This is a genomic window from Streptomyces sp. AHU1, from assembly GCF_045343905.1.
Classification (GTDB): domain Bacteria; phylum Actinomycetota; class Actinomycetes; order Streptomycetales; family Streptomycetaceae; genus Streptomyces; species Streptomyces triticiradicis.
In genome coordinates this window covers 4376643-4396486 of sequence record NZ_CP174283.1, presented here as the reverse complement: position 1 = coordinate 4396486, position 19844 = coordinate 4376643, and the positions used below count along the sequence as shown (strand labels likewise).

The 19844-nt window shown below is 74.5% G+C and carries 14 protein-coding genes, 2 tRNA genes and 1 other RNA gene; 10 read left to right on the top strand and 7 right to left on the bottom strand.

The window, feature by feature from the left end:
* Positions 1–459: 459 nt before the first annotated feature.
* Positions 460–642 (bottom strand): hypothetical protein, encoded by a 183-nt coding sequence (locus ACICHK_RS19615; RefSeq protein ID WP_192582817.1) that lies wholly within the window; start codon positions 640–642, stop codon positions 460–462.
* 138 nt (positions 643–780) lie between these two features.
* Between ACICHK_RS19615 and upp the strand changes: the two genes are divergently transcribed.
* The gene (upp, locus tag ACICHK_RS19610; protein ID WP_151474514.1) at positions 781–1416 is read left to right on the top strand and encodes a uracil phosphoribosyltransferase; all 636 of its coding nucleotides are present in this window, start codon (positions 781–783) and stop codon (positions 1414–1416) included.
* Between the two features lie 325 nt (positions 1417–1741).
* Here the strand turns inward: upp and ACICHK_RS19605 are convergent, their stop codons facing one another.
* Both ACICHK_RS19605 and ACICHK_RS19600 read right to left on the bottom strand, forming a co-directional pair.
* Positions 1742–2380: a LytR C-terminal domain-containing protein gene (locus ACICHK_RS19605; protein ID WP_406837929.1), complete on the bottom strand. Its 639-nt coding sequence runs from the start codon at positions 2378–2380 to the stop codon at positions 1742–1744.
* A 114-nt stretch (positions 2381–2494) separates the two neighbouring features.
* The gene (locus tag ACICHK_RS19600) at positions 2495–2791 is read right to left on the bottom strand and encodes a type II toxin-antitoxin system VapB family antitoxin (RefSeq protein ID WP_030420160.1); all 297 of its coding nucleotides are present in this window, start codon (positions 2789–2791) and stop codon (positions 2495–2497) included.
* A 739-nt stretch (positions 2792–3530) separates the two neighbouring features.
* Between ACICHK_RS19600 and ACICHK_RS19595 the strand changes: the two genes are divergently transcribed.
* The 3 genes from ACICHK_RS19595 to ACICHK_RS19585 all read left to right on the top strand — a co-directional run bounded on the left by ACICHK_RS19595 (position 3531) and on the right by ACICHK_RS19585 (position 8244).
* The gene (locus ACICHK_RS19595) at positions 3531–5591 is read left to right on the top strand and encodes a penicillin acylase family protein (RefSeq protein ID WP_406837928.1); all 2061 of its coding nucleotides are present in this window, start codon (positions 3531–3533) and stop codon (positions 5589–5591) included.
* A complete protein-coding gene (locus tag ACICHK_RS19590) occupies positions 5581–6213 on the top strand; it encodes a GNAT family N-acetyltransferase (RefSeq protein ID WP_406837927.1) in 633 nt (210 codons plus the stop codon). The genes ACICHK_RS19595 and ACICHK_RS19590 overlap by 11 nt, the downstream gene beginning before the upstream one ends.
* A 63-nt stretch (positions 6214–6276) precedes the next feature.
* On the top strand, positions 6277–8244 hold the full coding sequence (locus ACICHK_RS19585; protein ID WP_406837926.1) for a copper resistance protein CopC: 1968 nt from the start codon (positions 6277–6279) through the stop codon (positions 8242–8244).
* 142 nt (positions 8245–8386) lie between these two features.
* Here ACICHK_RS19585 and ACICHK_RS19580 read toward each other — a convergent pair.
* Positions 8387–8474, bottom strand: a tRNA-Ser gene (locus ACICHK_RS19580).
* A gap of 72 nt (positions 8475–8546) precedes the next feature.
* Between ACICHK_RS19580 and ffs the strand changes: the two genes are divergently transcribed.
* The 6 genes from ffs to ACICHK_RS19550 all read left to right on the top strand — a co-directional run bounded on the left by ffs (position 8547) and on the right by ACICHK_RS19550 (position 17656).
* An RNA gene (gene ffs, locus ACICHK_RS19575) (signal recognition particle sRNA small type) lies at positions 8547–8645 on the top strand.
* Between the two features lie 124 nt (positions 8646–8769).
* Positions 8770–11058, top strand: coding sequence for a DNA polymerase III subunit gamma and tau (locus tag ACICHK_RS19570; protein WP_406837925.1), 2289 nt, complete (start codon positions 8770–8772; stop codon positions 11056–11058).
* A 328-nt stretch (positions 11059–11386) separates the two neighbouring features.
* The gene (gene purD, locus ACICHK_RS19565; protein WP_406837924.1) at positions 11387–12640 is read left to right on the top strand and encodes a phosphoribosylamine--glycine ligase; all 1254 of its coding nucleotides are present in this window, start codon (positions 11387–11389) and stop codon (positions 12638–12640) included.
* Positions 12641–13006: 366 nt separating this feature from the next.
* A complete protein-coding gene (locus tag ACICHK_RS19560; protein ID WP_406841264.1) occupies positions 13007–14836 on the top strand; it encodes a hypothetical protein in 1830 nt (609 codons plus the stop codon).
* Positions 14837–15054: 218 nt separating this feature from the next.
* Positions 15055–16572, top strand: a complete 1518-nt coding sequence (locus ACICHK_RS19555) for a N,N-dimethylformamidase beta subunit family domain-containing protein (protein ID WP_406837923.1) — start codon at positions 15055–15057, stop codon at positions 16570–16572.
* A gap of 184 nt (positions 16573–16756) precedes the next feature.
* On the top strand, positions 16757–17656 hold the full coding sequence (locus ACICHK_RS19550) for a phosphoribosylaminoimidazolesuccinocarboxamide synthase (RefSeq protein WP_406837922.1): 900 nt from the start codon (positions 16757–16759) through the stop codon (positions 17654–17656).
* A 97-nt stretch (positions 17657–17753) separates the two neighbouring features.
* On the opposite strand, the gene ACICHK_RS19545 is transcribed toward ACICHK_RS19550, so the two are convergent.
* From ACICHK_RS19545 to ACICHK_RS19535, 3 genes are all read right to left on the bottom strand, one after another.
* A tRNA-Gly gene (locus ACICHK_RS19545) sits at positions 17754–17826 on the bottom strand.
* A gap of 22 nt (positions 17827–17848) precedes the next feature.
* Entirely contained in the window at positions 17849–18493 is a 645-nt protein-coding gene (locus ACICHK_RS19540; protein WP_406837921.1) for a response regulator, read from the bottom strand.
* The gene (locus ACICHK_RS19535; RefSeq protein WP_406841263.1) at positions 18490–19833 is read right to left on the bottom strand and encodes a sensor histidine kinase; all 1344 of its coding nucleotides are present in this window, start codon (positions 19831–19833) and stop codon (positions 18490–18492) included. The genes ACICHK_RS19540 and ACICHK_RS19535 overlap by 4 nt, the downstream gene beginning before the upstream one ends.
* Between the last annotated feature and the right edge of the window lie 11 nt (positions 19834–19844).

Sequence of the window (19844 nt, the reverse complement as noted above, 5' to 3'; positions counted from 1 at the left end):
TCTTTTGATCGCTAACAGCGGATCGTACGCGGCTGCCCGCGTCACGTGGACACCTCCCCGCCCGACACGTCCGCCACACGGCCCCTCGCGACGCGGGTGCGGCCCGGTGCCGCGGCGGCCGGGAGCCGGTTCTCCCTTCCGCGCGCGCCGACCTCCGGGCGGGCGCGTTCCCCGTCACGGCGGGGGTTCCGTGAGGGCGCGCCGCGGATTCCTCCGGCGGGCGTGTCGGCCACGGGGGCGGCGGCGTGCCGCACGGGTCGGCGCCGTGACGGAGGCCGTCCGACGGTGACGCCGTGGGTGACGCGATGGGCTCCGGTGTCCGGAGGCCGGGCGGCGACGGCGGGCCGGGGGCTGTCGGTGAGGGACGGCCGGACGACGGCCGTGGCGGGCGGGCCGAGACCGTGGCGGGTCCGTCCGGCGGCCCCGGCGCGCGGGCCGACGGTCCGCCGCGGGCGTCGGCTACCAGCGGAACGTGCGCATGCGCATCGCATGGCGCAGCCGGGCGGTCTTGGCGCGGCGGGGCTGGACCCGGTCGCGCAGCTCGCGGGCCTCGGCCAGGTCGCGCAGGAACTGGGCCCGTCGCCTCCTGCGCTCGGCGTCGCTCTCCAGCCGTTCGGACGACTCCTCTTGCGGGTTCCGCATTGGCACACCACCCCAGGTCCGTCCCTCCCACCTTCCCTCCGACGGGCGGTTTGATGCCAGCGGAGGGGCGATGCCGGGCGGTGGGCCCCGCCGGGCGGGTCAGTGGCGGGTACCGTCGGCCCCGCTACTGTTGTGGACATGCGTCTTCACGTCGTCGACCACCCCCTGGTCGCCCATAAGCTCACCACTCTGCGCGACCAGCGCACCGACTCCGCGACCTTCCGGCGGCTGGCCGACGAACTGGTCACCCTGCTCGCCTACGAGGCCACCCGCGACGTGCGCACGGAGCAGGTCGACATCGTGACGCCGGTCTCCTCGACCACGGGCGTCAAGCTCTCCCACCCGCGCCCGCTCGTCGTGCCGATCCTGCGCGCGGGCCTCGGCATGCTCGACGGCATGGTCCGGCTGCTGCCGACCGCCGAGGTGGGTTTCCTGGGCATGGTGCGCGACGAGGAGACGCTCGAGGCCTCCACGTACGCCACCCGGATGCCGGACGACCTCTCCGGCCGTCAGGTGTACGTCCTGGACCCGATGCTGGCAACCGGCGGCACGCTCGTCGCCGCGATCCGGGAGCTGATCAAGCGCGGCGCCGACGACGTCACCGCCGTGGTCCTCCTCGCCGCCCCCGAGGGGGTCGAGATCATGGAGCGCGAGCTGGCGGGCACGCCGGTCACCGTGGTCACGGCCTCGGTCGACGAGCGCCTGAACGAGCACGGTTACATCGTGCCGGGCCTGGGCGACGCGGGTGACCGGATGTACGGGGCCGCCGAGTAGTTCCGCGGCGCCCGCGGCCCGGAGCCGCGTCCCGTGCCGCGGCCCGGTCCCGGAGCCGCAGGCCGTGCCGGAGAGCGGTCCCGGAGCTGTGGCTCGGGTACCGGAGACCGGCCTCCGAGCCGACGGCTTCCGCCGGAGCGCGCCCGCGGCCGGAAGCTCCTCCCGCGAGCGCTGCTCCGGAGCCGACGGTCCTCGTCCGAGCACGGCTGCGGGGCCGACGGCCCTCGTCCGAGACGGCTCTCGTCCGAGACGGCTCCGGAGCCGGCGGCTCTTCTTCGGGACCGGTCCCGTGGTCAGCGGCTCTCGCCCGGGAGCGGTCCCGCGGTCAGCAGCTCTTCTTCTTCGAGGCGGCGGGCGCCGGCTTGGGCTGAGTCAGGACGGTCAGCGCCTTGTCGGCGTCCTCCTTCTTCGTCAGCGTCTTGAAACCGGTGCCGATGACGAGGTCGACCGTGGTGGCCTGGGCGCGGCCGTCGGTCTTCAGCTGGGCGCCGGAGAGCTGGGTGTTGAGGACGGGCAGCGCGGCCCGCTCGGCACCCTTGGCGCCGAGCAGTATCCCGGCGCCCGCGACCTTCTTGTCGTACGCGGCCGTCGCGTTGCCCACGTCGCCGATCTTGAAGCCGCGTTTCTTCAGTTCGTCCGCCGTCTGCTTGGCGAGCCCGCTGCGGGGCGTCGCGTTGAGGACGTTCACGGTGATCTGGCCGGGCTTCGGCAGGGTGGCCGCGAGGGCGGCGGCCGCGACGGCGTCCTTCGACTCGGGCGTGATCTTCGAGGCGCAGTCGGCCTTGGTGTCCGCCGCCGTGGCCTTGCCGCCGCCCGTGTAGATGTCGATGAGCTGCAGGGACCCCCACCCGATCAGCCCGAGTGCGGTCACGGAGGCGACGCCCACGAACGCGAACTTGCGGCGCCCACTGCGCCGGCGCATCCGCGGGTACTTGTCCCCCGTGATCCGATACTGGCCACCCATGCCAGGGGGAGTAAGCATGCTCATGGGCGCAGCGTAGTGCGCCGGGGCGCCTATGCCTACTAGATGATCATTGCCCGGCGTTCAGTTCAACCCATTGGGGTCAAGCCGTGGCCATTAGTCCAGTTCGAGAACGCGCGCGTGCAGTACCTGGCGCTGCTGGAGAGCGGCGCGGACGGCGCGGTGCAGGCCGTCCTCCAGGTACAGATCGCCCTGCCACTTGACGACGTGGGCGAAGAGGTCGCCGTAGAAGGTGGAGTCCTCGGCGAGGAGGGTCTCCAGGTCCAGCTGGCCCTTGGTCGTCACGAGCTGATCGAGGCGGATCGGGCGTGGCGCGACGTCCGCCCACTGCCGGGTGCTTTCCCGGCCGTGGTCGGGGTACGGCCGGCCGTTTCCGATGCGCTTGAAGATCACACGGAAAGCCTACCGGTCAAGACCTTCCGGGCGCAGCCATGGCGACGGAGTGCGGCGCTGGAAAAGATGTCGTAAATCCTTGCAAACCGGGAACAGGGGTCTGATACGAGTGGCGGCGGGACCGTGAGGTCGACCGCCGCCGAGACCCTTGCCGGGAGGGTGGACGGTGGCGCCGCACTCCCGCGGGGGCGCCGGAGACCGCCGCCGGCCGCGCTTTCGCGGGCCGCCCCCGATCCCGGCGCGGCGCGGGCGGGTCCACGCGCCCGGCGCCGGACGGCCGGGGTGTGATCCCGGTGCTCGGACCGCTCGCGGCGCGGGGCGGGGTCACGGCTCTTTCCGGCGCTCCCGGCGCGGGGCGGGCACGGCTCTTCCCGGCGTTCCCGACGTGGCTGCCCGCCGCCCTCTTTTTTCCCGACTTCCTGGAGGCCGGCGACGCCGACGGGGAGAGGTCCGTCCGTCCCCCCGGCGGCTCCGGGGGGCGTTCCCGGACCCGATCGCGCGGGCCGTCCGGCTCATTCGCTCGAAAGGGGTCATCGCTTCCCCGTGGCGAGGACATCGGGGGACTTCCCGGTGACGTCCCCGCCCGGCCCGGCGGCCCGGCCCGGCGCGCACCGGGCCCGTCGACGGGGCGTGCGGGCGCGGCCGGACGACTTCCCCGGGTTCGCCGGGTCCGCGTCCCCGACGTACCATCCCGAAGCTAGATTAGGTTAGCCTAACCTGACATGACTGGGGATGGACCGTGACCGCCGAGATCTACCGTGACACCTGGGGCATCCCGCACCTGCGCGCGGCCGGCGCCCTGGAACTCGCCCGCGTCCAGGGCCGCGTCACTGCCCTGGACCGCGCCTGGCAGCTGGAGGTCGAACGGCACCGTTCCCAGGGCACCTCGGCCGCGTTCCTCGGCGCGGAGTCCGTCGGCTGGGACCGGTTCGCGCGGCAGTCCCGGCTCGACGACACCGCGCGACGCTGCTTCGCGTCCCTGGAGGAACACGACCCCGAGACCGCCGCGTGGGTCGTCGCGTACGTCGACGGGGTCAACGCCGGACTGGCCGAAGGGGCCGCGCGGGCACCCGAGTTCGCGGCGAGCGGGCTCGTCCCGGGACGCTGGGAGCCCTGGAGCCCGCTGGGCGTCTGGCTCGGCACCCACATCCTCTTCGCCGGGTTCCCCGCGAAGCTGTGGCGCGAGGAGGTCGTGCGGCGCCTCGGCGCGGACGCGGTCGGCCTGTTCGCCATGGACGGCCCGGGCACGGCGGGCAGCAACGGATGGCTGGTGAGCGGCGGGCGCACCGCCACCGGACGGGCGCTGATCGCCGGAGACCCGCACCGCTTCATCGAGGACCCCGGCGTCTACCAGCAGATCCGCCTGTCCTGCCCGGAGTTCGACGTCGTCGGCCTCGCCGTCCCCGGTGTCCCGGGCATCGCCCACTTCGCCCACACCGGAACCGTCGCCTGGGCGATCACCAACGCGATGGCCGACTACCAGGACCTCTACCGCGAGCGGCTGCGCGACGCCGGTGCCGGGGCCGTCGAGGCCCTCGATCCCGACGGGGTCTGGCGGCCCGCGGCACGGCACACGGAGCGGGTGGAGGTGGCCGGGGGCGAGAGCGTCGAGGTCGAGGTGATCGAGACGGCGCGCGGACCCGTGGTGATCGGGGGCACCGGTGCCGAGGAGTCCGTCAGCCTGCGCTACCCGCCCCGCGTGACCGCGGACCTCGGCTTCGGCGCGCTCCTGCCGCTGCTGCGGGCCCGCCGGGCCGCCGACGTGGACCGGGCCTTCGACGCCTGGGCGGAGCCGGTGAACGTCGTGCAGGCCGCCGACACCGAGGGCGGGCTGCTGCACCGCGTCGCGGGCCGGGTCCCGGTGCGCGCCGCGGCCAACCGCCTCCGGGTGGTGAACGCGTGGGAGGCCGGACACGAGTGGACCGGCTGGCACGAGATGCCGTACGGGCCGGTCGAGGACGGACTCGCCGTGATGGCGAACCAGCGCGGCCCCGCGACCCCGCTCGGCGTCGAGTTCGCGCCGCCCCACCGCGCCGACCGCATCCGCCGACTGCTCGAGGAGGGCGGGACGTTGTCGGCGGCGGACATGCCGGCCATCCACACGGACACCCGTCTCGGCTCCGCGGCGGCCCTGCTGGACCCGCTGGCGGCCCTGGAACTCTCGGACGAGGCGGCCGGCCTCCGGGACCGGCTCCTCGGCTGGGACCGGCACATGGACGCGGGCAGCGGCACGGCCGCGGTGTACGCGCGGGTGCGCGACGCGGTCGTACGACGGCTCGTGGCGCACCCCGCCCTCGCCGTCCTGGCCGAACCGCCCGCCCTCCCGGCCGTCTTCCTGCCCTGGCTCGCGGTCGTCCCGCGCGTCGCCTTCGCCCTGGAGAACCTGCTGACGGCGGGGGAGCGGTACGGCATCGACCGCGACGCCGTGGTGCGGGAGGCCGTCGAGGAAGTGGCCGCGGAGCCCGTCTCCGGCACCTGGGGCGACACCCACCGCCTCGCCCCCTGGCGGGCACTCCCCGGCACCCCGTACGACGAACCGGCCCTGTCCGGCGACAACGACTGCGTCCTGTCCACCTCCTCGCTCCCCGGGCTGACCGACCTGAGCGTCCGCGGGCCCGCGGCCCGCTACGTCTGGGACCTCGCCGACCGGGACGGCAGCCTCTGGGTGGTCCCGTTCGGGGCCGACGGCGTTCCCGGAGCCGCCCACCACCGCGATCAACTCCCCTTGTGGCTCGGGGGAGAACTCGCCCGGGTGACCACCGACTGGAACACGCTGACCAAGGAGAGCGATGACGACTGAGACGTACGCCGACGCCCGCGAGGCCGTCCACGAGCAGCGGATCGACGGCTTCGGCACGGTCCGCGTGCTGCCCCTGGACCCGCGCGCCGACCTCGACGTGCTGCACGGCTGGGTCACCGAGGAGCGGGCCGCGTACTGGGGGATGACCGGGTTCACCAGGCAGCAGGTGCTGGAGACCTATCTGCACCTCGACTCGCTCGACACCCACCACGCCTTCCTCACCGTCAAGGACGGCGTACCGGCCGCGCTCTTCCAGACCTACGAGCCCGAGGCCGACCGGGTCTCCGAGTGCTACGAGGTCCGGCCCGGCGACATCGGCGTCCACCTGCTCATCGGGCCCCCCGCACCCGGCGCCGGTGCGCTGCCGGGCTGGTCGTCCGCGCTGCTGGGGGCGTTCCTGGCGTACGCGCTGACCGGCCTCGACCGGCAGCGGGCCGTGGTCGAGCCCGACGCCCGCAACACCAGGGCCATCGCCCGCCTGACCCGGCAGGGCTTCGTCCCCGCCGGTGAGATCGTGCTCCCCGGGATCGACCTGCCCGAGGTCCACCTGCCCGAGAAGCGCGCCCTGCTCGCCTTCCTGACGCGCGAGGCCTTCGAGAGGGGCGGGGCGGCCCCGAGGTGAGCCGGACGCGGCCCGGATCCGTACATGCCCGAGACTCTGGACATGCGGATACGGAGACGGCGTGTGAACGGAAACCGGCAGCGAGAGCGACGGCTCGGCGCCAGGGCCCTGGCCCTGCTGGGCAGCGTCCTGGTCCTGGTGCTCTTCGGCGGCGTGGGCGGCGCCTCCGCCCACGCCGCGCTGACGGACACCGATCCGCGCGACGGCAGCGTGCTGAAGTCGGCGCCCCGCCAGGTGACCCTGACGTTCAGCGAGTCGATCGGCCTGTTCGACGACTCCTTCCGGGTGCTCGACCCGGAGAACCGGCGCGTGCGCACCGGCGAGGCGGAACACGCGGACGGCCGTTCCGACACCGCCGGCGTCACGCTGCCGCGCGGCCTCGGCGAGGGCACGTACACGGTGGCCTGGCGGGTCGTCTCGGCGGACAGCCACCCCGTCTCCGGTGCCTTCACCTTCTCCGTCGGCAAGCCCTCCGCGACCCGCGCACCGCTGCCGCCCACCGCCGGCGACCCCGTCTCCTCCGCCCTCTACGACATCGCCCGCTACATCGCGTACAGCGGACTCGCCCTGCTCATCGGCACGGTCACGTTCGTGCTCGGCTGCGGCTCCCCCGGGTCCCTGCGGCGTCTCCTGGTGACCGGCTGGTGGATGCTGCTCGGCTCCACGTTCGCGCTGCTCCTGCTGCGCGGCCCCTACGAGCGCGGCACCGGCCCGTCAGGGGCCCTCGACCCGGCGAGTCTCAGCGACACCCTGGCCTCCCGGCCGGGCGTCGTGCTGGTGGCGCGGCTGGCGCTGCTCGCCGCAGTGGCCTTCGTGCCCCCGGGGGCACTGGCACGGGAGCGGGGATCCGGTCGGGGCGTTCTCGTGCTCGGGACGCTGTTCTCCCTGGCCCTGGCGGTCACCTGGGCCGCCTCCGAGCACGCCTCCGCCGGGATCCAGGTGCCCGTGGCGATGGCCTCCTCCGTGCTGCACCTGCTCGCCATGGCGGTGTGGTTCGGAGGCCTGGTCGCCCTGCTGACCGCCCTCCACCGCCCCGCCGAGCCGGTCCCCCCGGCCGTCGTCACCCGTTTCTCCCGGCTCGCCCTCACCTCGGTCGCCGTCCTCGCGGTCACCGGCGTCTACCAGTCCTGGCGCGGCCTCGGCTCCTGGGACGCCCTGACCTCGACGGCGTACGGCAGGCTCCTGGCCGTGAAGCTCGTCCTGGTGGCGCTGCTCCTGGCGGGAGCGGCGTTCTCGCGGCGCTGGACGGCCCGGTCGGTGCCGGCGGCGGTCCCCGGGACCGTCCCGGCGGAACGGGCCGCGGTCCCGGTGGCGGTGGCGGCCGGGGCGACGGGCACGGGTGCCGTCTCCGGGGACCCGGGCGAGGAGCGGACGGACGAGGAGGACCCGGACGGCCGGAAGGCCGCGGCGGGAGCCGGGACGGCGGCGGAGGGGTCCGGGGGAGACGGCCCGGCCCCGGACGGCCCGGCGGCGGAGGACGCGGCGGAGGGGGCGGTGCCGGAGGTGCCGGCGGGAGCCGGGGCGACGGGTGGTCCCGGGGACACGGAGTACCACCGGGGCCTGCGCCGCTCGGTGCTCGCCGAGGTCGCCGTCGGCATCCTGGTGCTGGTGATCACGACGATGCTGACCGGCACCCAGCCGGGCCGGGCCGCCACGGAGAGCGCCGACGCGGTGGCGGCCGTGCGCCGGGTGACCTCGAGGACCACCGTCGTCCCCTTCGACGTCGGCACCCCGGGCGGACACGGCAAGGCCCAGATCGAGCTGACGCCCGGCCAGGTGGGCGAGAACTCCGTCCAGGCCGTGGTCTTCGGACCCGACGGCGGCCTCGTGACCGTCCCCGAGGTGCGCCTCACCTTCACCCTGGAATCGCAGAAGGTCGGTCCGATCGACGCGGGGATCACCGACAAGGGCGGCTACTGGACCTCCGACGGCCTCACCCTCCCCCTGCCCGGCACCTGGACCATGAAGGTCACGATCCGCACCAGCGACCTCGACGAGGTCACCGTCTCGAAGAAGGTGGAGATCGACTGAGGTCCGCGTGCACTGAGGTCCGCGTGCGAAGGGCCCGGCCACGAGGGTGGCCGGGCCCTTCGCACGCCCGGACGGGCCGCACAACGTCGAAGGGCCCCGCTGCGAGCAGCGGGGCCCTTCGACAACGTGCCCGGTGAGGCACTGGCGGAGGATACGAGATTCGAACTCGTGAGGGGTTGCCCCCAACACGCTTTCCAAGCGTGCGCCCTAGGCCTCTAGGCGAATCCTCCGCGGCAAACAATACAAGACTCTGAGGAGTGCTCGCGAACTCGATCCCCACCCCGGGAATCCTGTACTCTTTGCGGAGCCCCTCACGTGGCGCTATCTGACTGAACTCCCCCAGGGCCGGAAGGCAGCAAGGGTAGGTCGGCTCTGGCGGGTGCGTGGGGGGCGCTTGCGTTTCCGGGGCGGTCGACGGGGCGGCCGGGGGCCGTGCGGGCCCGGCGTCCCGGTGCCGCCGGGGCCGGGCCCGGTGACGCGCTCGGGCGGTCCTCGTTGTCAGCGGGCGCCTATAACCTCGTAGGCGTGTCGTCTCTCGCGCTGTACCGCCGCTATCGCCCGGAGTCGTTCGCCGAGGTCATCGGGCAGGAGCATGTCACCGACCCGTTGTCGCAGGCGCTGCGGAACAACCGGGTCAATCACGCGTACCTGTTCAGCGGCCCGCGCGGGTGCGGCAAGACGACGAGCGCGCGCATCCTGGCCCGCTGCCTGAACTGCGAGCAGGGCCCCACCCCGACCCCGTGCGGCCAGTGCCAGTCCTGCCAGGACCTCGCCCGCAGCGGCCGGGGCTCCATCGACGTCATCGAGATCGACGCGGCTTCGCACGGTGGTGTGGACGACGCCCGTGACCTGCGGGAGAAGGCCTTCTTCGGGCCCGCGAGCAGCCGCTACAAGATCTACATCATCGACGAGGCCCACATGGTCACGTCGGCCGGCTTCAACGCGCTGCTGAAGGTCGTCGAGGAGCCCCCGGAGCACCTCAAGTTCATCTTCGCCACGACCGAGCCCGAGAAGGTCATCGGGACGATCCGGTCGCGGACCCACCACTACCCGTTCCGGCTGGTGCCGCCGGGCACCCTGCGCGAATACCTGGGCGAGGTCTGCGCCCAGGAGGGGATCCCCGTCGCGGACGGCGTGCTGCCCCTCGTCGTGCGGGCGGGCGCGGGATCCGTGCGTGACTCCATGTCCGTGATGGACCAGCTGCTGGCGGGCGCCGCCGACGACGGTGTGACGTACGCCATGGCGACCTCGCTGCTCGGGTACACGGACGGCTCGCTGCTGGACGCCGTCGTCGAGGCGTTCGCGGCCGGGGACGGCGCCGCCGCGTTCGAGGTCGTGGACACCGTCATCGAGGGCGGCAACGACCCGCGGCGTTTCGTCGCCGACCTGCTGGAGCGGCTGCGGGACCTGGTGATCCTGGCGGCCGTCCCGGACGCGGCGGAGAAGGGGCTCATCGACGCCCCGGTCGACGTGGTGGAGCGCATGCAGGCGCAGGCCCAGGTCTTCGGCGCCGCCGAGCTGAGCCGCGCCGCCGACCTCGTCAACGCGGGGCTGACGGAGATGCGCGGGGCCACCTCGCCGCGCCTCCAGCTCGAACTCATCTGCGCGCGCGTCCTGCTGCCCGCCGCCTACGGCGACGAGCGCTCCGTCATGGCCCGCCTCGACCGCATCGAGCGCGGGGTGAACTTCTCCGGCGGCGCGGCCGCCCCCGCCATGGGCTACGTGCCCGGACCCGAGGCGCACGGCGCGGCTCCGGTCCCGGGGGCCGGGCCGGCGGTCCCTCCAGGTGGAGGCCTCGCGGCGGCCCGCGCGGCGGTCCGGGGAGCGGGACCGGCGGGAGCCGGGGAGGGCGTCGGTGGCGCCCCGGGCGCGGCGCCCGTCGCGCCCGCTCCCGTCGCACCCGCCGCGTCCTTCGGCGCCCCGGCTCCCACAGGCGCGCCGTCGTCCGCTCCCGCGGCGCCCGAGCGGCCCGCCGCACCGGTCGGCGCTCCCACGGGGGCCGCGCCCGGTGCCTGGCCCACCGCCACGGCGGCCGGCAGCGGCCGGCGGCCCGGCGGCTGGCCCACGGCCGCCCCCGCGGGCGGCGGCCGGCCTCCGGCGCAGTCCGCACCGGCACCCGCCGCCGCGCCCGCTCCCGCCGCTCCCGCCGCTCCTGGGACGCCGCAGGCTCCCGCTCCGGTCGCGGGCGGTCCCGACCCCCGGGTGCTGTGGCCGAACATCCTGGAGGCGGTGAAGAACCGCCGCCGCTTCACCTGGATCCTGCTCAGCCAGAACGCGCAGGTCACGGCCTTCGACGGGACGACCCTGCAGATCGGCTTCGTCAACGCCGGAGCACGGGACACCTTCGCGAGCAGCGGCAGCGAGGACGTGCTGCGGCAGACGCTCGCGGAGCAGTTCAACGTGCAGTGGAAGGTCGAGGCGGTCGTGGACGCCTCGGGCGGCTCCGCGCCGCCGCCCGCCCCGGCGGGCGGCGGGTTCGGCGGCGGAGGCGGTTACGGCGGTGGCGGTGGCTACGGCGGCGGAGGCGGCGGGTTCGGCGGAGCTCCGGCAGGCCGGGGCCCGGCGCCCCAGCAGCCGTCCGCTCCGGCTCCGGGCCCCTCGGCCCCGGGGCCCGGCCCGTCCGCCGGCCGTCCCCAGGGCCAGGGCATGCCCGCGCCCGCGCAGGCCCCGGCGTACGAGCCGCCACCGGTCGCCCCCGAGGACGACATCCCGGAGGACGACGACCCCGACCTGAACGAGTCCGCCCTCTCGGGTCGCGAGCTGATCGTCCGCGAACTCGGGGCGACGGTGGTCGAGGAGTTCTCGAACGAGTGACTCCGGCGGGGGCACCCCCGCCCGCTCCGAAGCGGTCGCCGCCCTCCGGACGCCGTCGAGCCGAGCCCGCCGCGGGCCACCTCTCCCGGCGCGCCGCCCGCCGGGCCTCGGACCGGGCTCCGGACAGCGGTGCCCGGCGGCCGCGCCGCCCGACGTGCCGTCCGTCAGCCCTTCGGTGCCGTGCCCGCCCACCGTGTCCGCCGGTGCACGAGACCGCGCCGAGCGGCATGCGGGAAACGGTTTCCTGGAGGATCGCACGAGCGTCGTGGGGCCGTCGTCTCGGAAGCCCCCACAAAGGGCACCCTCGCGCGGCGGTTAGGCTGACCCCGTGAAGGTCCTTGTCATCGGTGGTGGCGCCCGCGAACACGCCCTGTGCCGCTCCCTGTCCCTCGACCCCGACGTCACCGCCCTGCACTGCGCTCCCGGGAACGCCGGGATCGCGGAGGTGGCGGAGCTGCACGCGGTCGACGCCCTCGACGGCGCCGCCGTGGCCGCGCTGGCCACCGGGCTCGGCGCCGAGCTGGTGATCGTGGGCCCGGAGGCCCCGCTCGTCGCCGGTGTCGCCGACGCCGTGCGCGCGGCGGGCGTCCCCTGCTTCGGTCCCTCCCGGGAGGCCGCGCAGCTGGAGGGCTCCAAGGCGTTCGCGAAGGACGTGATGGCGGGTGCCGGCGTCCCCACGGCACGCTCCTACGTCTGCTCGACGCCGGAGGAGATCGAGGAGGCGCTCGACGCGTTCGGGGCGCCGTACGTCGTGAAGGACGACGGGCTGGCGGCCGGCAAGGGCGTCGTCGTGACCGACGACCTGGAGACGGCGCGGGCGCACGCCCTCGCCTGCGACCGCGTCGTCATCGAGGAGTTCCTCGACGGCCCCGAGGTCTCCCTCTTCGCGATCACCGACGGCACGACCGTGCTCCCGCTCCAGCCCGCCCAGGACTTCAAGCGCGCGCTGGACGGCGACGAGGGCCCGAACACCGGCGGCATGGGCGCGTACTCGCCGCTGCCGTGGGCGGACCCGAAGCTCGTCGAGGAGGTCATGGAGACCGTCCTCCAGCCGACCGTCGACGAACTGCGCCGCCGCGGCACCCCGTTCTCCGGCCTCCTGTACGCCGGTCTGGCGATCACCAGCCGCGGCGTACGGGTCATCGAGTTCAACGCCCGCTTCGGCGACCCCGAGACCCAGGTGGTCCTCGCCCGTCTGAGGACCCCGCTCGCCGGTGTCCTGCTGGCGTCCGCGAACGGCACCCTCGCCGATCTGGAGCCCCTGCGCTGGAGCGAGGAGGCGGCGGTCACCGTCGTCGTGGCCTCGCACAACTACCCGGACACCCCGCGCACCGGCGACCCGATCACCGGGCTCGACGAGGTGGCCGCGCAGGACGCCCCGCACGCGTACGTCCTGCACGCAGGCACCCGGCACGAGGGCGGAGCGGTGGTGAGCGCGGGCGGCCGTGTGCTGTCCGTCACGGCGACCGGATCCGGCCTCGCCGAGGCCCGCGAGCGCGCCTACGCGGCCGTCGCCCGCATCGGCCTGGAGGGTTCGCAGCACCGCACCGACATCGCGGCGAAGGCGGCGGCCGAGGCGTAGCCCCAGGCCCCTATAGCAGTACAGCGCCCCGGACTCCGTACGGAATCCGGGGCTTTGTCCTGTCACGTCCACCCCCTCCCACCTGCAGGTTTCCGCACGAAAGCGAAAGTCTGTCCGGGGTCCGCCGTCATCCACCTTTCCCCAGAGCCATTCCATCGGGTGACCGATGCCCTATCCGGCTGACGAGGGCCGGGGCCCCAACTATGGTGCGGCGAAGGCATTCCGGCACTTGGCCCACCGGCATTGCGATGTCGGCGGCGGGTGCCACAGTGGGGGAGTGACCAACGCCAGGGCATCCGTCGGCGCCGGCAGTGACAGGGCCGGGGCCCGGCGGACAAGAGGGGGTGACGTCCGGTCGTGACCGGTATGGGTGTGGAGGTGGGCGCGCAGGCAGCGCGCTCCCGGGCTCTCGCCGTGCTGCGCGTCCGCAGCAGGGCGCTGGCCGTCGCCCTGCTGCCCGCGGCCGTGGCCGTCGTGCTGCTCGTCGGTGGTTCCACCGGCCGCGTCACCGGCAGACCCTGGGGGATCGCGGGGTGGATCGTGACGGTCCTCGCCGTTCTCGTCCTGCTGGCGGCGGCGGGCATCGCGCTCCTCGTGGCCCGCGCCCGGCCCGCGATCAGCCCCACGGTCCCGGTCTCCGAGGAATCCGCCCCCGACCTCTACCGGATGGTCCGTGACCTGGCCGACCGCCTCGACGTCCCGGCCCCCTCGGAGATAGCGCTCACCCCGGACTGCGACAGCTGGCTGGAGGACCGCACCCACCGGGCGCACGGCTGGTTCTCCCCGGGCACGAGGGACGAACCGGACGGCCGGGGCCCGGCCGGAGGCCGTCCGGTGACCGTGCCGACGGACCGCGCCGCCCGCGCCGGCGCCGCCCCCGTCCTCGTCATCGGTTCCCCCTTCCTGTGGTGGATGCGGGTCGGCGAGCTGCGGGCGGTCCTCGCCCCCGTCGTCGCCGGTACGGGCCCGTCGGCGCACCCGGACATAGCCGCGGCCCGCCGCTTCGTCCGGGGCCTGGACGCGGCCGTCGCCGTGGCCTCGGCACCCGGCCGCGGCCCGCTGTCCCGTACGGTCCTGGCCGGCGCCGGCTGGACCACCCGGCTCCTGCTGCGCGGCTGCCGGGACCACGCGGCCGAGATGGAGCGGGCCGTGGCGTCCGCGGCGGCCGAGCGCGCGCAGGCCGTGGACTACGGCGTGCGGATCGTCGCCCAGGAGCAGGTGGGGCTGGCGTACGCGGGCTGGGACCGCCTGCTGACCCGGGTCGCGCTGCCCGCCTGGCGGATGGGCCGCTGGCCCTCCCGGCTGGACGTGGGGGTCGTCGCCGCCCTGACCGAGCTGTCCCGCCGCGACCGCCTCGCCGAGGGTTTCGCCTCCCGGCTCGGCGAGCGCCCCGCCTGCGACCTGCTCGAAGAGCCCGGCACCGTGGACGAGGCCGCTTCGCTGCTCGCCGCCCGGCTCTTCCACGGCGGTCCCGCCGAGGCCGGCCCCGACTGGGCGCCGGTCGACTGGCAGGACTACCCGGACGAGGTCGTCGACCGCACGTGGCGCACCGACGCGGCCCGGCTCCACCGGGTCCTGGACGCGCTCGGCGTGCGCCACCCCGCCGACCCCGCGCTGCCCGAGGCGAACGGACCGACCCTGGCACGCGTGCTGGACCACCTGTCCGCGCCGGGAGCCGTGCCCGTCCCCGAGCCGGACCCCGGAGCCGCCCTCGCCGAGCACCGGACGGAGGCGTACGGGGAGATGGGGATCGCCGAGAGCGAGGACCACGACCTCGCCGTGGGCAACGAGCGGTCGGCGGCCCTCGCGGCCCGGCTCACCGCGGAAGTGGCCCGCGAGGAGGCGTCCGCCCCGGCCAGGCCCCGGCCCGCGGGGAGCGCCGGGCAGCAGGGCCCCGACCACGACCTCTGGGACGACCGGATGCTCCCGCTGTTCCCCCTCCAGCCGCCCAGGACCGGCCGGGAGCTGCTGGCCGACCACGTCACGGCGATGGTCTGCTGCGCCGCGATGGACACCGCCGGGGCGGTCCCCGGGCTCGACTGGCTGGACGGCCCGTCCCTCCTCGTCGCCGGTGAGCGGGCCGCCGACATCGGACCCCGCGTCCTCACCCTGATAGAGACGGGAGACCCCGCGCCCCTGCGGGACTGGCTCCGCCATCTCGGCGTCCGCCCGGAGAAACCGGTCCGCCTGGTCTGACGGCGGCCCGCCGGGGGACCGCCACCACCGTTCACGTCCTGGCCGTGCGCACCCCCACAGGGCGCGGTCGCACCGGCTCAGGCGGAGTCAACCGTTCCACTCACGCCAATTCGCGACGAACGGTGACGGAGTGCGTGCGTAATGTGATGTGCTGGGGCCGGTCGAGCACAGCGCAAGGGCTTGCCAGTGCGACGGGGGCACGAGGGAGGGGTGCGGGCATGGGATCGGAGCAGATCCGCCGCTGGGAGTCGGGAGCACTCGCGCACGCCGTCACGGATCCCTTCGGCCTGGGACCCGTTCCCTGGCTCCGTGGCAGCGAGACCTATTTCGACGACACCGGCCACGTCGTCCCCTGGTACGTGGACACCGAAGCGCCCCAGCCGGCGGCCGGCGCCTCCCGGATCCCGGCCCCGCGCTCCACCCCCCGCACCCGTCCGCGCACGGATCCGGGCCCCCGTTCCGCCGACGACGTCCACCGCCAGATCAAGGGTTTCACCAGCACGGGAGCCGCCGCCCCCGGCGATTCCATCGACTTCCACGTCACGGTCGACCCGCCGCAGGAGTTCAGCGTCGACATCTACCGCATCGGCCACTACGGCGGGGACGGCGCCAGCAAGATCACCACGAGCCCCCGGCTCTCCGGGATCGTCCAGCCGCCGCCGCTGACGGCCGACCGCACGGTCTCCTGCCACCACTGGTGGCTGTCCTGGCGCCTGCAGATCCCCTCCTACTGGAACGTCGGCGCCTACGTCGCCGTCCTGACCACCCTCGACGGCTACCGCTCGCACGTCCCCTTCACCGTCCGCGACCACCAGACGGCCGATCTGCTCCTGCTGCTCCCGGACATCACCTGGCAGGCGTACAACCTGTACCCGGAGGACGGCCACACCGGCGCCAGCCTCTACCACGCCTGGGACAAGGACGGCCGGCTCCTCGGCGAGGCCGACGCCGCGACGACCGTCTCCTTCGACCGCCCGTACGCGGGCGCGGGCCTGCCCCTCCACGTCGGCCACGCCTACGACTTCATCCGCTGGGCCGAGCGCTACGGATACGACCTCGCCTACGCCGACGCCCGCGATCTGCACGCCGGCCGCGTCGACCCCACCCGCTACCGCGGCCTGGTCTTCCCCGGCCACGACGAGTACTGGTCGCCGCAGATGCGCCGCACCACGGAACTCGCCCGTGAGCACGGCACCTCACTCGTCTTCCTCTCCGCCAACACCATGTACTGGCAGGTGGAACTCGGGCCGTCCCCGTCGGGCGTCGCCGACCGGCTGCTGACCTGCCGCAAGCGCCGGGGCCCCGGAAAGCCCGTGCTGTGGCGCGAGATCGACCGCCCCGAGCAGCAGCTCATCGGCATCCAGTACGCCGGGCGCGTCCCCGAGCCGCACCCCCTGATCGTCCGCAACGCCGACCACTGGCTGTGGGAGGCCACCGGGGCGCACGACGGCGACGAGGTGGAGGGCATGGTCGCCGGCGAGGCGGACCGTTACTTCCCGCGCACCCCACTGCCCGAGCACCAGGACCGGATCCTGCTGGCGCACTCCCCGTACCCCGACAGCGAGGGCGTCCTGCGCCATCAGGAGACCTCGCTCTACCGCGCCCCGTCCGGCGCCCTGGTCTTCGCGTCCGGGACGTTCGCGTGGTCCCCGGCCCTCGACCGCCCCGGCCACGTGGACCCCCGTGTCCAGCGGGCGACCGCCAATCTCCTCGACCGCATCTGCAAACACGACTGAGGAAGCCCCGCCGGGCACCCGTGACGCGCCCGCGCCACGGGGCGTCCGCACGCGTCCGGCACGCCCCCTGTCCACATGCGCTCGCCCCGTACGGGAGAATCGAGCCACTTGGCCCACCCGTCGCCCACCGCCACCCTGTTCGGGCCCTGCGGGCGCCTTTTTCCTTCAACCACGGGGAGGAACCGTGTCCGGATTCGTCGAAAAGCCCGAGCCCCTCCAGGTGCCGGGTCTGGTGCATCTGCACACCGGCAAGGTGCGCGATCTGTACCAGAACGAGGCGGGCGACCTCGTGATGGTCGCCAGCGACCGCATCTCCGCCTACGACTGGGTTCTCCCCACCGAGATCCCCGACAAGGGCCGTACCCTCACCCAGCTCTCCCTGTGGTGGTTCGACCAGCTCGCCGAGCTGGCGCCCAACCACGTGCTGAGCACCGAACTCCCGCCGGGCGCCCCGGCCGACTGGGACGGCCGCACCCTGATCTGCAAGTCCCTGCGGATGGCCCCGGTCGAATGCGTGGCCCGCGGCTATCTGACCGGCTCGGGCCTCGTCGAGTACGACGAGTCCCGTACGGTCTGCGGCCTCGCGCTTCCCGAGGGTCTCGTCGACGGCTCGGAGCTCCCCGCGCCGATCTTCACCCCGGCCACCAAGGCGGCGGTCGGCGAGCACGACGAGAACGTCTCGTACGAGGAGGTCGCCCGTCAGGTCGGCGCCGACACCGCGGCCGAGCTGCGCCAGGCGACCCTCGCGATCTACGGCCGTGCCCGTGACATCGCCCGCGACCGGGGCATCATCCTCGCGGACACCAAGTTCGAGTTCGGCTACGACGGCGAGACGCTGGTCCTGGCCGACGAGGTGCTGACCCCGGACTCCTCGCGCTTCTGGCCCGCCGACGCCTGGGAGCCGGGCCACGCGCAGCCGTCCTTCGACAAGCAGTACGTCCGCGACTGGCTGACCTCCGCCGAGTCGGGCTGGGACCGCAGGAGCGAGCAGCCGCCGCCCGCGCTGCCCGAGAACGTCGTGGAGGCCACCCGCGCCAAGTACATCGAGGCCTACGAGCGTCTGACGGGCGTGAGCTGGTCCTGACCCCGTCCGCGGGCCCGGCCGTCGGCCGGGCCCGCGCGGGCGAAGGGGCCACCGCACACGAAGAAGCCCCCGACCGAGGTCGGGGGCTTCTTTTCGGAGCGGACGACGAGGCTCGAACTCGCGACCTCAACCTTGGCAAGGTTGCGCTCTACCAACTGAGCTACGTCCGCATGCGCCGTGGCGCGAGAGCAACTATACCCAACCTCGCTGCCGTGCGAGACGCACTGCCGCGTGGCGGTTCTCCGCGCCCAGTTTGGACGCGGCCGACGACAGATAGTTCCGCACCGTCCCCTGGGACAGCGCGGCCCGCTCCGCGATCTCCGCCACGGGGGCCCCGTCGGCGGCGAATTCGAGGACCTCGGCCTCCCGCGCGGTCAGCGGCGAGTCCCCGGCGGAGATCGCGTCGGCGGCCAACTCCGGGTCCACGTAACGGTTTCCCGCGTGCACGGTACGGATGATCTCCGCGAGTCGCCGCGCACTGACCGTCTTCGGGACGAACCCGCGCACACCCGCCGCGAGCGCCCGCTTCAGATGCCCCGGCCGCCCGTGGCTCGTCACGATCAGCACCTGGCAGCCCGGCAGTTCGCTCCGCAGGGATGTGGCCACGCTCACACCGTCCGCCCCCGGCATCTGGAGATCCAGGACGGCGACGTCGGGCACGTGCGCCCGCGCCATCGCCAGCGCCTCCGGTCCGGTCGCCGCCTCGGCCACCACCACCAGGTCGTCCTCCAGCCCGAGCAGCGCGGCCAGCGCTCCCCGGATCAGATGCTCGTCATCGGCGAGCAGCAGTCGTACGGGAGCGCCGGTCGCCGGCGGGCCGGACGGCACGGATGTCATGGGGTGACCTCTCTCACCTGGTGCGGAACCGACGGGGCCGACGGGTTTCCGGGCGCCTCGCCGCCTGCGGGGGCAGGACCGTCCGGGGCCGGGTCGCCGGGAGATGCCGTGCGGGCGTCGTGGGCGGAGCGCAGGGGTACGTCCGCCGTCAGGCGGAACACTTCGCCGTCCGCGCCCGCCCGCAGCGTCCCGCCCACCTCCTCCAGCCGCTCCCGCAGCCCCGCGAGCCCGCTGCCCCTTCCCGGTCCGGGACCCGGCCCCGCATCCCGCGGCACCCCGTCGTTCTCGACGGTGAGCGTCACCCGTTCCCTCGTCACCCGCAGGGACAGCGCGCACCTCCGGGCGTTCCCGTGCCGCAGCACGTTGGTGGTCGCCTCCCGCACCACCCAGCCGAGCGCCGACTGGACCTGCGCCGGCAGTTCCGCGGCCGTGCCGGTGATGCGGCAGTCGATGTCCGCGGCCGCCAGCACCCCCTGGGCGCCCGCCAGTTCGCCCGCGAGATCGGCGTCGCGGTAGCCCCGTACCACCTCGCGCACCTCCCGCTGGGACTCCCGGGCGATCCGCTGCACCTCGGTCATCTGGTCCACGGCCTCGGACCGCCCGCGCCGGGCCAGTTGCACGGCGAGTTCGCTCTTGAGGGCGATCACCGCGAGGTTGCGGCCCATCACGTCGTGCAGGTCGCGGCCGAAGCGCAGCCGTTCCTCGGCGACGGCGAGCCGGGCGCGGGTCTCGCGGGCCTCGTCGAGTTCGTACACGGCGTTGAGCAGCCAGACGGAGAAGGCCGCGGTGGAGGTGAGGAGACCGCCGGTCAGCAGGACGATGACGGCGGTGACCAGCGCGGCGGGGCCCGCGAACCCGAGGGGCAGGGAGACCGCCCCGGCACCCGCGGCCGCGCCGAGCACGACGTACGTCATCCGTCGTCTGTCACGCGTCCCGAGCGCGACCGTGCCCGCGCCGAAGGCCGTGACACCGACGAGGAGCGAGGAGGCGACCAGGAACGCGTCGTCGTCCGCCGGGAGCCAGGGGGCGCCCGAGAGGACGGTCCCCACGACGACCACCCCGCAGGTGGCCACGGCCAGGGCCAGCAGCGTCCGCCGCGGCCGCTCGCGTGTGCCGCGTGTCCAGTCCAGCGCCCGCGAGGCCGTCACCGCGCAGAACACGGAGTGCCCGCACACCAGCAGGAACACCACCCAGGAGCGGGGCGCCGGCATGTTCCCGAAGACCGGCAGTCCGATCGAGGCGGCTTCGAGCAGGGAGAAGAAGTGGAACGACCACCGGGTGTACGTGTCGACCTTCGCCGGTGTGCTCTTGCCCCGCCACCAGCCGGACGGCCTGCCCATGCCCACCCCCG

Bases quoted from the DNA above. Each gene is read 5' to 3' on its own strand.
- ACICHK_RS19615 (WP_192582817.1), bottom strand. From the start codon at position 642: ATGCGGAACCCGCAAGAGGAGTCGTCCGAACGGCTGGAGAGCGACGCC.
- upp (WP_151474514.1), top strand. From the start codon at position 781: ATGCGTCTTCACGTCGTCGACCACCCCCTGGTCGCCCATAAGCTCACC.
- ACICHK_RS19605 (WP_406837929.1), bottom strand. From the start codon at position 2,380: ATGGGTGGCCAGTATCGGATCACGGGGGACAAGTACCCGCGGATGCGC.
- ACICHK_RS19590 (WP_406837927.1), top strand. From the start codon at position 5,581: ATGACGACTGAGACGTACGCCGACGCCCGCGAGGCCGTCCACGAGCAG.
- ACICHK_RS19560 (WP_406841264.1), top strand. From the start codon at position 13,007: ATGGGTGTGGAGGTGGGCGCGCAGGCAGCGCGCTCCCGGGCTCTCGCC.
- ACICHK_RS19555 (WP_406837923.1), top strand. From the start codon at position 15,055: ATGGGATCGGAGCAGATCCGCCGCTGGGAGTCGGGAGCACTCGCGCAC.
- ACICHK_RS19540 (WP_406837921.1), bottom strand. From the start codon at position 18,493: ATGACATCCGTGCCGTCCGGCCCGCCGGCGACCGGCGCTCCCGTACGA.
- ACICHK_RS19535 (WP_406841263.1), bottom strand. From the start codon at position 19,833: ATGGGCAGGCCGTCCGGCTGGTGGCGGGGCAAGAGCACACCGGCGAAG.